Raw genomic sequence first — 11,493 nt, forward strand, 5'->3', positions numbered from 1 at the left:
GTCAGGCCTCCACGAGGTAGGAGAAGACGCTCTCCAGGGACTCGTCGGACGGCACCAGCTGGCGCACCCGGATGCCTTGGTCGAGCGCGATCCGGGGTAGCGCCCGGGTGAAGGCGCCGTAGTCACCGGCGCGCACGGTCAGGCCGGTGGGGTCCAACTCGACCCCGGTCACCGACGACTCGGCGATCAACGCGACGGCCAACGCCCGGTCGTCGGTGGAGCGCACCGCGAAGACGTGCGGGCGGTTGGTCATCAGCCGCCGGATGGTCCGGAAGTCGCCGGAGGCGGCCAACCTGCCGGCCACCATCACCTGCACCGTCCCGGAGACCTGCTCGACCTCCTCCAGGATGTGCGAGCTGAACAGGATCGTCCGGCCGGAGTCGCCGAGGGAGTGCAGCAGGTCCATCATGTGCAGCCGCTGGCGTGGATCCATCCCGTTGAACGGCTCGTCGAGCAGCAGCACCTGCGGTTCGTGCACCAGCGCGGCGGCCACCCGGGCCCGCTGCCGCATGCCCTTGGAGTACGTGCCGATCCGCCGGTTCTGCGCCGACTCCAACTCGACCAGCTCGATCGCCCGCCGGGCCGCCGCCGCGGGGTCGGCCAGCCGGTGCAGCTTCGCGCTGGCCAGCACGAACTCGTAGGCGGTGAGGTAGCTCTGCACCGCCTCCCGCTCGCTGACCAGCCCCAGCCGCCGGTAGACGTCGGGGTTGCGCCAGGTCGGCTCGTCGTCCAGGGTGACCGTGCCCCGCGACGGGGCGAGGAACCCGGCCATCATGTGCAGCAGCGTGGTCTTGCCGGCGCCGTTCGGGCCGAGCAGCCCGGTCACGCCCGGCCCGAGGGCCATGCTGATGTCGTTGACCGCGACCACGTTGCCGTACCACCGGGACACCCCGGTCAGGCTCAGCATGCTCATCAGGAGGCGACCTTCCGGTAGCGGGCCAGCAGGAGGGCGGTGGCACCGGCGACCAGCAGGACCGCGGCCAGGGCGTAGACCGGGCCGAAGCCGCCGACACCGAGACCTTCCTGCCCGTCCTCCACCAGCAGGTCGCCGAGCGACCAGATGCCCACGCCCTGCACCAGGGTGGAGGGCGAGGCGAGGCCGGCCAGTTCGTTGGCGCTGCGCGACGGCAGGATGCTCAGCACCCCGACGATCGGTGTGGTCATCAGGAAGACGGCGACCACCCCACCGGCGGCGAAAGCGCGCTTGCCGGTCAGCGACGCGATCAGCAGCCCGACCGAGGCGAAGACCACCGCCCACAGCCCGGCGTAGAGCAGGCCGGGCAGCAGGTCGAGCAGCTCGTTCCAGACCCCGCGAAGACCCTGCTCGGTGGTGAACGCGGCACCCAGGAACATCAGCACCTGCGGGCCGCCGAGCAGCAGCCAGAGCCCCGTGACCAGGGCCAGCAGCTTGGCCAGCGCGTAGTCGCCGCGCGGCAGCGGCCGGGAGAAGTAGAGCGGCAGGACGCCGCTGCGCAGGTCCCGCGAGACCAGCTCCGGCGCGGCCACCGCGACGAAGAAGAGGACCAGCCAGCTCATCGAGTCGGCGAACTGGGCGTACGTGGCGACCGGCTCGCCGATCTGGCTGCGGATCGCGGTCAGCGCCGCCGCGACCAGGGTGACGATGCCGATCACCAACCACGGGAAGATCTTGGCCTTGGCGCTGCGCCCGAAGCCGAAGGTGGTACGCAGCCCGTGCACGTAGAGCGCGCCGAAGACGTTCCAGCGGCCCAGCCTCGGGCCCGCGTACCGCTGGTAGCCGATGTCGTGGATGACGCCGGTGGGCGTGGACCGCAGCGCGGTGGAAGACGGCTCAGGCATGGGTGAGCTCCCTCGTGGCGAAGAGTTCGGCCACCCGGTGCCGGCGCTGGTCCAGTCGGTGCAGTGGCAGGTCCAGCTCGGCGACCGCGCCGAGGATCAGGTCGTAGGTGTTGTCGTCGGCGAGTTCGACGAGGAGCAGCCGACCTTCCCGCGCGACCGGCAGCTTCAACTCGGCCAGCCGGGCGGCGAGTTCCTCGGTGCCCTCGCTCACCTCCACGGCGAGCACGTCGGTCGCCGAGGTCATCGCGGAGATGTTGTCGGCGCGCAGCAACCGGCCGCCGTCGATGGCGATCAGCGTGTCGCAGATCCGCTCCACCTCGCCGAGCAGGTGCGAGCAGACCAGCACGGAGATGCCGAACTCGGTGCCGATCCGGTGCACCAGGGCCAGCATGGCGTCGCGGCCGGCCGGGTCCAGGCCGTTGGTCGGCTCGTCGAGCAGCAGCAGGTCGGGGTCGTGCACCAGCGCCTGGGCCAGCTTGACGCGTTGCTTCATGCCGGTCGAGTAGCCACCGACCGGGCGGTAACGCTCCTCGTAGAGACCGACGTGCCGCAGCGCCTCCGACGCCCGTTCGCGGGCGGCGGTGCGAGGCAGGCCGCTCATCCGGCCGAGGTGGGTGACCAGCTCGGCGGCGGACAGGTCCGGCGGGAGACAGTCGTGCTCGGGCATGTAGCCGACCCGGGCGCGGACCTGCGCCGGGTCCGCGGTCGGGTCGATGCCGAGCACCGAGACCTGACCGCTGCTCGGTGGGATCAGGCCGAGCAGGATCTTGATCAACGTGGATTTGCCGGCGCCGTTCGCGCCCACCAGGCCGATGATCCCGGGCTCGACGGCGACGGTGAGGTCGGCGAGCGCGGTGACCCGACCTCCGTACGTCTTGGTGAGCGACTGGGTCGCGATCAGTGTCACGTCGCCCAGCGTAGGGAGTGGATGCCCGGCGCAGACACCGGCGCGCCCCCGGCGCTTCCCTGATCCTCGGCGCAGCGGACCCCTAAGGTCCGCCACCCGGCTGGTGGGAAGGTTCTCTCCGGTCCCGTGTCCACCCGCGACCCCGCTTCGAAAAAGCCCGTCGCGGGTGGGACGATTCATCTTCCGTTCAGTGGGCAGCAATCCGGCGGTTGGTCGCCACGGCACGAGGTCACGGACGGGCGGACGGGCGGACGGGCGAGGGTGCGCGCGGGTGGCGACGGATCGGCGTCGATCCTGTCCCCCGGCGTCGTGGAGTGGCGCTCTCGACCGATCGGCGGTGGGCTGCGAAACTGTGTGCCGGTCAGCGAGTGGGGGGTGTGGATGAGCAACGGTTGGGTGCTGCCCGACGAGGTGCTGCGGGACGCACCGGCGTACACGCCGCGTCCGGGTGAACTCGCGGATCTTGAGCTGCTGCTGACCGGCGCGTACGCCCCGCTGAACGGCTTCATGACCCGCGCCGACCTGGTCTCGGTCAGTCGACGCGGCCGCTTGGCCGACGGCGCGCCGTGGCAGGTCGCGGTGACACTCCAGGTGCCGGCCGCCCTGGCGCAGAGCTTCGATCCCCGTGACCCGGCCCGTCGGGCGTTGGTGCTGACCGACGGCGAGGGTGCACCGGCGGCCGCTCTGGACGTGGCGGACGTCTGGCAGGTGCGCGACGGCATCGCCGGGGTCGGTGGCCCGGTCCGGCGACTGGGCGACGGTGGCCACGGCCCGTTCCAGCGGCTGCGCCGCGACCCGGAGGAGGTCCGTGCGCTGCTGCCTCCGGGCCGGGTGCTCGGGGTCATCGCCGACCGGCCACTGCATCGTCCACAGCTCGCCCAGATCGCCCATGCCGCCCGCACCCTGGCCGCGCACCTGCTGGTGATGATCCCGGTGGGTGAGGGCGGTGCCGGTGGGCTCCCGCCGGAGGCGCTGGTCCGCGCCATCTTCGCCGCCCGGGACCGGATGCCGCCGGCGACCCTGGTCGCGGTGCCCCTGTCGCACCGACGCGAGGAGATCAGCGACGCCCTGCTGCGTGCCCGGGTCTCCGCCGCGTACGGGGTGACCCACCTGCTCTCCACCGGGGAGATGCTCTCCGGTGCCGGGTTGCGGGTGCTGGTGCCGCGGGAACTCGCGTACGACAACCGGGACGGGCAGTGGCGTTGGCGGGAGGACATCCCACCGCGTAACCGCCGGCTCGCCCTCACCCAGCAGGAGATCGACGACCTGCTCGACCGGGGCTTCCCGCTGCCCGAGTGGCACACCCCGCCGGCCGTGGCGAGGGAGTTGGCCCGGGCCCGACCGCCGCGCCGGCACCGGGGGTTGGTGGTCTTCCTGACCGGCCTCTCCGGTTCGGGCAAGTCGACGATCGCCCGAGGGCTGGCGGACGCTCTGCGGGAGAGCGGCGACCGCACGGTGACCCTGCTCGACGGGGACGTGGTGCGCCGGGAACTCTCCGCCGGGCTGGGCTTCAGCAAGACCGACCGGGATCTCAACGTCCGGCGGATCGGTTGGGTGGCCGCCGAGGTCGCCCGGCACCGTGGGGTGGGCATCTGCTGCCCGATCGCCCCGTACGCGGCGGCTCGCGCCACGGCCCGGGAGATGGCCCTGGCCGCCGGGGCGGGTTTCGTGCTGGTGCACGTGGCCACCCCGCTGGAGGTGTGCGAACGCCGGGACCGCAAGGGCCTGTACGCGCGGGCGCGCGCCGGCCTGCTCACCGGGATGACCGGGATCGACGACCCGTACGAGGAGCCGACCGACGCCGACCTGGTACTCGACACCACCGACCTGAGCGTGGCGGACGCGGTGCAGGCGGTGCTTCACCACCTGACCGAGACCGGCTGGGTGGAGTTGAAGATTGCGTCCTCCTGAGGCGTCGCGGTACCCCGTTCCTTCCACCGCTGCCCGCTACGCGCTAGTGTTCATTCTTGTTGGAACACGTTTGACCGCGTGAGAGTACGGGGTTCTCGGGAGGCACGGCGATGCTCGCTCAGCAGCGGCAGGCGGCCATCCTGGAGCGGGTCCGGTCGACCGGCGGCGTTCGGGTGAGCGAGCTGGCCACCGAGTTCGGCGTCTCCGACATGACCATCCGGCGCGACCTGGAGGCGCTGCACGAACGCGGCCTGCTGGCCAAGGTGCACGGCGGCGCCACGACAGCCGGGCCGGGCTCGACCGACGAGCCGGGCTTCCACGCCAAGTCGGTCCGTCAGTCGCCGGAGAAGGCCGCCATCGCCGAGCACGCCGCCCACCTGGTCCGCCCCGGTGCGGCGGTCGCCCTCTCCGCCGGCACCACCACCGCCGAACTGGCCCGCAGGCTGGTGGACGTGCCCGGCCTGACCGTGGTGACCAACTCGTTGCCGGTGGCCGAGATCCTGCACGCCGGAGGTCGGCCGGACCAGACGGTGGTGCTCACCGGAGGCGTACGCACACCGTCGGACGCGCTGGTCGGCCCCCTCGCGGTCGGGGCGGTCCGGTCGCTGCACCTGGACCTGCTCTTCCTGGGCGTCCACGGGATCTCCGAGCGGGCCGGCTTCACCACCCCGAACCTGATGGAGGCCGAGACCGACCGGGCGCTCGTGGCCGCGGCGGACCGGCTGGTGGTGCTCGCCGACCACACCAAGTGGGGCACCGTGGGCATCTCCTCGATCGTCGAGCTGGCCGCGGCACACGTACTGGTCAGCGACGACCGGTTGCCTCCACCCGCTCGACGGGTACTCGGCGAACAGGTGGGCGAATTGATCATGGTGAAGGCGACAGGGGCGGGCCGCGCGACGCGCACGCCGACGAATGAGGGGACGGCGTAGTGAAGCGCACCGCGATCGACCTGGCCGACGGCCGGGAGCTGATCTACTTCGACGAGCGCGACGACGCCGTCCGCGACCAGCCCGACCGCCGTGACCTGCCACCACCGCCTCCCGCGTCCCAGCTGCGCTACGACCCGCTGACCGACGAGTGGGTGGCCGTCGCCGTCCACCGGCAGACCCGGATCTTCCTGCCACCGGCGAACGAGTGCCCGCTCGACCCGTCGGTGGGCGACCGGTTGACCGAGATCCCCGCCCCCGACTACGACGTGGTGGTCTTCGAGAACCGATTCCCGTCGCTGAGCGGCCGGGTCGCCGACGAGCCCGGGGCGATCACCCCGTTCACGTCGGTCCGGCCGGGCCTGGGTCGCTGCGAGGTGGTGTGCTTCACCTCGGACCACAACGCCTCCTTCGCCGGCCTGCCGCCGCGCCGGGTGCGTACGGTGCTGGACGCGCTCGCCGACCGCACCGAGGTGCTCGGCGAACTGCCCGGCGTGGAGCAGGTCTTCTGCTTCGAGAACCGCGGCGTCGAGATCGGCGTCACGCTGCACCACCCGCACGGGCAGATCTACGCGTACCCCTTCGTGACGCCGCGCACCCGCGCGCTGCTGGCCGCCTCCCGCCGACACGCGGAGCGGACCGGCGGGGGCAACCTGTACGCGGACGTGCTGGCCGCCGAACGCGCCGCCGGCGAACGGGTGGTGGCCGAGAACGAGCACTGGACGGCGTTCGTCCCGGCGGCTGCCCGCTGGCCGTTCGAGGTGCACGTCGCGCCTCGCCGGGTGGTACCGGACATCCCGGCGCTCAGTGACAGCGAGCGGGACGCCTTCGGGCCGCTCTACCTGGATCTGCTGCGCCGCTTCGACGGCCTGTTCGACATGCCGATGCCCTACATCTCGGCGTGGCACCAGGCACCGGTGCGGATCGACCGGGGCCTCGGCCACCTGCACCTACAGCTGTTCAGCATCCGGCGCGCCAAGGACAAGCTGAAGTACCTGGCGGGCTCCGAGTCCGGGATGGGTGTCTTCATCAACGACATCGCCCCGGAGCGGGCCGCCGAGATGCTCCGCGCGGCCTGAGCCTGCGCGACCCTGCGCGACCCTGCGCGGGCCGGGACAGGGCGGGCGGGAACAGGGCGCGGGGGGCCCGGGACAGGGCCCCCCGCAGGGAAGGGACGGCTGGCTGTGCACGGCACAGCCGGGAAGGCTGGCTGATCGGCGCACGGGTGCCGCGGGTCGACCGAGGTCAACCTTCCTGGACGCGACTGGCATCTCGTCCATCCTGGTCAACGAGGCGCGCCGACGGCGGTGACGCCGATCGGCGTGGCACCGCCGGACACGCCGGAGCCCGCCGGCGGGTGGCCGGCGGGCTCCGATGACGCGGTACGCCTGGATCAGGCGGAGAGCTTACGGGCCAGGTTCTCGTCGAGCGCGTTCATGAACTCGTCGGTGGTCAGCCACGGGGCGTCGCGCGAGATGAGCAGCGCGAGGTCCTTGGTCATCTGGCCGCCCTCGACGGTGTCGACGATGACCTGCTCCAGGGTGTTGGCGAACTCGGTGACCGCCGGGGTGCCGTCCAGCTTGCCCCGGTGGGCCAGGCCCCGAGTCCAGGCGTAGATCGACGCGATCGGGTTGGTCGAGGTCTTCTCGCCCTTCTGGTACTGCCGGTAGTGCCGGGTGACAGTGCCGTGCGCGGCCTCGGCCTCGACGGTCCGGCCGTCCGGGGAGAGCAGCACCGAGGTCATCAGACCCAGCGAGCCGAAGCCCTGCGCGACGGTGTCGGACTGCACGTCACCGTCGTAGTTCTTGCAGGCCCAGACGTAGCCACCCTCCCACTTGAGCGCGGCGGCGACCATGTCGTCGATGAGCCGGTGCTCGTAGGTGAGGCCGGCGGCGTCGAAATCGGCCTTGAACTCGGCCTCGAACACCTCGGCGAAGATGTCCTTGAACCGGCCGTCGTACGCCTTGAGGATGGTGTTCTTGGTCGACATGTAGACCGGGTAGTTGCGGTCCAGGCCGTACCGGAAGGACGCCCGGGCGAAGTCCCGGATCGACTCGTCGTAGTTGTACATGCCCATGGCGATGCCGCCGCCCGGGAAGTCGGCGACCTCCATCTCCATCGGCGCGCCGCCGTCGGCCGGGGTGTAGGTGATGGTCACCGTGCCCGGGCCGGGGACGACGAAGTCGGTGGCCTTGTACTGGTCACCGTGGGCGTGCCGGCCGATGATGATCGGCTTGGTCCAGCCGGGCACCAGCCGCGGCACGTTGGACATGATGATCGGCTCGCGGAAGACGACGCCGCCGAGGATGTTGCGGATGGTGCCGTTGGGCGACCGCCACATCTTCTTCAGGCCGAACTCCTCCACCCGGGCCTCGTCCGGGGTGATGGTCGCGCACTTGACGCCGACGCCGTGCTCCTTGATGGCGTTGGCGGCGTCGATGGTGACCTGGTCGTCGGTCTCGTCGCGGTACTGGATCGACAGGTCGTAGTAGTGCAGGTCGACGTCGAGGTAGGGCAGGATCAGCTGCTCCCGGATCTGCTTCCAGATGATCCGGGTCATCTCGTCGCCGTCGAGCTCCACGACCGGGTTGTTTACCTTGATCTTCGCCATCGGCCGGCGCTCCTCTCGGGGGACACGTGCTCAAGCAGTACGAGCGTACTGCAATTGGGGTGGCGACCCCCAGCCGGCCTCGACCGACCGGCGGAAACCGGGCTGCGCGGCGCAGGAACTCCCTGGATCATGACGCGATGCCACTGAGCCGCACCCTCGGGTCTATCACGGTCACCGCCCTCACCGACGGCGAGGGTGCCTTCTTCCAACCCCGCGCCGAGGCGTTTCCGCACGCCACGGCGGCGCACTGGGCGGAGGCCGACCGGCGCGACCCCGCCTCGGTCACCGCCGACGGGCAGTGGTGGCTGCCGTTCCGCAGCTTCGCGATCCGCTCCGGCGACGGGCCGGTCACCCTGGTCGACGCGGGGATCGGCCCGGCCGACGCGCCCGCCGCGAGTTGGGCGCCGGTGCCCGGCCGGATGCCCGCCGAACTGGCCGCCGCCGGCATCGACCCGACCGACGTCGAGACTGTCGTGCTGACCCACCTGCACAGCGACCACATCGGCTGGGCCGTCACCGGCACGCCCGGCCGGCCGTACTTCCCGAACGCGAGCTACCTGGTGCAGCGCGCCGAGGTGGACGCGGCCGAAACCCTCAACCCGGGACTGCCGACCGGCCTGATCGCGCCGTTGCGCGCCGCCGGCCGGCTCCGGGTGGTCGACGGCGAGACGAGCCTCACCCCGGCGGTACGCCTCCTGCCCACTCCCGGTCACACCCCAGGCCACCAGTCGGTGCTCCTGACCTGGGCCGACGAACGGATGCTGCTCACCGGTGACCTGCTGGTGCACATGGTGCAGCTCGTCGACCCCGACCTGGCGTACGCCCACGAGGAGGACCCGGAGCAAGCCCGCGCCTCCCGCCTGACCACCCTCCGCACCCACTCCCCCACCCTCCTGGCCACCCCCCACCTAGGAACCCCCTTCACCCCCACCCCCCGACCCCGCTGACCCACCTCCCCCCGACCCCCACCCCCTGACCGCCGTTGATCATGGAGTTATTGCCCCGACACGCCGTGCGGGAGGGCAATAACTTCATGATCAACAGGGCCGCGCGAAGGTCTCCTGCCGCTGACATCTGTTGATCAAGAGGTTTGCGTCAGAAATCGGGGGCGCGGTGACGGAAACCTCTTGATCACCGAAGGCGGGAGGGGCAGGGCGGGTGGGGACGGTGAAGGGCCCGCCGGCGCAGCCGGCGGGCCCTTCACGTGGTCTGGTTCGAGGAGCTACATGCTGGAGATGTCGCCCTGCTTGGCGCGGACGGCTTCGGCGGCCTCCAGGAGGCTGGCGCGCTCGTCAGCGTCCAGGTCGGTCTCGACGACCCGCTTGACGCCCTCGGCACCGATCTCCGCCTCGACACCCAGGTAGACGCCGGAGATGCCGTACTCGCCGTCGACCCAGGCGCAGACCGGCATGACCTCGCCGGAGTCCTCGGCGACAGCCTTCGCCATCCGGGCCGCGGCGGCCGACGGGGCGTAGTACGCCGAGCCGGTCTTGAGCAGCGCGACCACCTCGGCGCCACCGTTGCGGGTCTTGACGACCAGCTCCTCGATCTGCTCGGCCGGCATCGCGTCACGCAGCGGCTTGCCGTTGACGGTGCTCTTCGACGGCACCGGGACCATGGTGTCGCCGTGCGAGCCGAGGGTCAGCGTGCGTACCGACGCCACCGGCACGTTCAGCGCCTCGGCGACGAAGTTGCTGAACCGGGCGGTGTCGAGCATGCCGGCCTGGCCGAGCACCCGGTTCTTGGGGAACTGGGTGGCGATCTGCGCCAGCGCGGTCATCTCGTCCAGCGGGTTGGAGACGACGATGACGACGGCGTTCGGGGCGTACTTGGCGACGTTCTCGGCGACCTGGCGAACGATCTTGGCGTTGGTCTCCAGCAGGTCCATCCGGCTCATGCCGGGCTTGCGCGGCAGGCCGGCGGTGATCACGACGACGTCGGAGCCCTCGATCGCCTCGTAGCCCTCGCCGTTGGGGCCGGTGGTCACGCCGACGACCTTGGTCTCGAAGCCCTCGATGGCCCGCGACTGGTTGAGGTCGAGCGCGAGGCCCGCGGGCTTGCCCTCCACGATGTCGGTGATCACTACGGTGTCGAAGACGTCGTACTCGGCCAGGCGCTGTGCGGTGGTAGAGCCGTAGAAGCCAGCCCCGACGACAGTGACCTTCTTACCCATGGTCGTCCCACTCCCTGATACCAGTCGGTTTTCCGGACCGTATCAGTCATCCTGGCACCGATCAGGCCAGGGGCGGCGGGCATCGCCGGGATGGGGCGAACGTCACCGGCGTCACCGGCGTACCGGTCAGCCGCGCTCCGCGCGCTCCACCACGTTGGTGAGCAGCATGGCCCGGGTCATCGGCCCGACACCACCGGGCATCGGGACCAGCGCGCCGGCCGTCTCGGCCACCTCCGGGTCCACGTCGCCGGTGTAGCGGCCCTTGCCGTCCGCACCGATCACCCGCGTGATGCCGACGTCCACCACCACCGCCCCCGGGTTGATCATGTCGGGGGTGAGCAGCCCCGGTACGCCGGCCGCGACGATGACGATGTCGGCGGCGCGGGTGTGCGAGGCGAGATCGAGGGTGCCGGTGTGGCACAGGGTGACGGTGGCGTTCTCGGAGCGACGGGTGAGCAGCAGGCCGAGCGGTCGTCCGACGGTGTTGCCCCGGCCGACGACGGCGACGGTGGCGCCGCGCAGCGCCACGTCGTGACGGCGGAGCAGTTCGACGATGCCGCGCGGGGTGCAGGGCAGCGGGCCGTCGTAGCCGAGGACGAGCCGACCCAGGTTGACCGGGTGCAGGCCGTCGGCGTCCTTGTCCGGGTCGATCAGCTCCAGCACGCGCTGGGTGTCGAGGTGGGCGGGCAGCGGCAGCTGGACGATGTAGCCGTGGCACGCCGGGTCGGCGTTCAGCTCGGCCAGCACGTCGTCGACCTGCTGCTGGGTGGCGTCGGCCGGCAGTTCCCGGCGGATCGAGGCGATGCCCACCTCGGCGCAGTCACGGTGCTTGCCGTTGACGTACGCCTGACTGCCCGGGTCCGCCCCGACCAGGACGGTGCCCAGCCCGGGGGTGATGCCGCGTTCCGCGAGTGCCTTCACCCGAATTCGCAGCTCGTCCTTGATCTCTGCCGCGGTTGCCTTGCCGTCCAGAAGCGTCGCCGTCACGACCCGATCGTCTCACGGCCGCCGCCCGCGGTTCCGACGACCTCGATCGGGCGCCCCAACCATGCCCTTGATCACCATCAGCAAATGTGACCATCCGTGACGTGTTGCTAGTCACTCTCTGTGAGCAGATGTTCATTCGGTCACCATCGAACCAGAC

The 11,493-nt window shown here is 71.3% G+C and carries 10 protein-coding genes; 4 read left to right on the forward strand and 6 right to left on the reverse strand.

The annotated features are described in order from the left end of the window. Position 1 precedes the first annotated feature (1 nt). From O7616_RS00865 to O7616_RS00875, 3 genes are read right to left on the reverse strand one after another with little or no spacing between them, the layout of a single operon-like run. Positions 2-913 (reverse strand): ABC transporter ATP-binding protein, encoded by a 912-nt coding sequence (locus O7616_RS00865; protein WP_282264577.1) that lies wholly within the window; start codon positions 911-913, stop codon positions 2-4. Then, positions 913-1,818, reverse strand: a complete 906-nt coding sequence (locus tag O7616_RS00870; RefSeq protein ID WP_282305248.1) for an ABC transporter permease — start codon at positions 1,816-1,818, stop codon at positions 913-915. Before O7616_RS00870 ends, O7616_RS00865 begins: the two co-directional genes overlap by 1 nt. Beyond that, positions 1,811-2,725, reverse strand: coding sequence for an ABC transporter ATP-binding protein (locus O7616_RS00875; RefSeq protein WP_282305249.1), 915 nt, complete (start codon positions 2,723-2,725; stop codon positions 1,811-1,813). The genes O7616_RS00870 and O7616_RS00875 overlap by 8 nt, the downstream gene beginning before the upstream one ends. Before the next feature lie 381 nt (positions 2,726-3,106). On the opposite strand from O7616_RS00875, the gene cysC reads away from it, so the two are divergent. The 3 genes from cysC to galT all read left to right on the forward strand — a co-directional run bounded on the left by cysC (position 3,107) and on the right by galT (position 6,644). Continuing rightward, complete coding sequence (gene cysC, locus O7616_RS00880; RefSeq protein WP_282305250.1) at positions 3,107-4,636, forward strand: adenylyl-sulfate kinase; 1,530 nt, start codon at positions 3,107-3,109, stop codon at positions 4,634-4,636. Between the two features lie 110 nt (positions 4,637-4,746). Next, positions 4,747-5,568 carry a DeoR/GlpR family DNA-binding transcription regulator gene (locus O7616_RS00885; RefSeq protein WP_282305251.1) on the forward strand — a complete coding sequence of 274 codons (822 nt, stop codon included), beginning with the start codon at positions 4,747-4,749 and terminating at the stop codon, positions 5,566-5,568. Further along, positions 5,568-6,644 (forward strand): galactose-1-phosphate uridylyltransferase, encoded by a 1,077-nt coding sequence (gene galT, locus O7616_RS00890; RefSeq protein WP_282305252.1) that lies wholly within the window; start codon positions 5,568-5,570, stop codon positions 6,642-6,644. The genes O7616_RS00885 and galT overlap by 1 nt, the downstream gene beginning before the upstream one ends. 314 nt (positions 6,645-6,958) lie before the next feature. Here the strand turns inward: galT and O7616_RS00895 are convergent, their stop codons facing one another. Then, a complete protein-coding gene (locus tag O7616_RS00895; protein WP_282305253.1) occupies positions 6,959-8,176 on the reverse strand; it encodes an NADP-dependent isocitrate dehydrogenase in 1,218 nt (405 codons plus the stop codon). Between the two features lie 137 nt (positions 8,177-8,313). On the opposite strand from O7616_RS00895, the gene O7616_RS00900 reads away from it, so the two are divergent. Next, positions 8,314-9,123, forward strand: coding sequence for an MBL fold metallo-hydrolase (locus O7616_RS00900; RefSeq protein WP_282305254.1), 810 nt, complete (start codon positions 8,314-8,316; stop codon positions 9,121-9,123). Positions 9,124-9,398: 275 nt separating this feature from the next. Here O7616_RS00900 and O7616_RS00905 read toward each other — a convergent pair whose 3' ends face one another. Further along, positions 9,399-10,349 carry a malate dehydrogenase gene (locus O7616_RS00905; RefSeq protein WP_282264569.1) on the reverse strand — a complete coding sequence of 317 codons (951 nt, stop codon included), beginning with the start codon at positions 10,347-10,349 and terminating at the stop codon, positions 9,399-9,401. Between the two features lie 126 nt (positions 10,350-10,475). Beyond that, positions 10,476-11,336, reverse strand: a complete 861-nt coding sequence (locus O7616_RS00910; protein ID WP_282305255.1) for a bifunctional methylenetetrahydrofolate dehydrogenase/methenyltetrahydrofolate cyclohydrolase — start codon at positions 11,334-11,336, stop codon at positions 10,476-10,478. Positions 11,337-11,493: the final 157 nt, after the last annotated feature.

This window comes from Micromonospora sp. WMMD964 (assembly GCF_029581455.1).
Taxonomy (GTDB): Bacteria; Actinomycetota; Actinomycetes; order Mycobacteriales; family Micromonosporaceae; genus Micromonospora.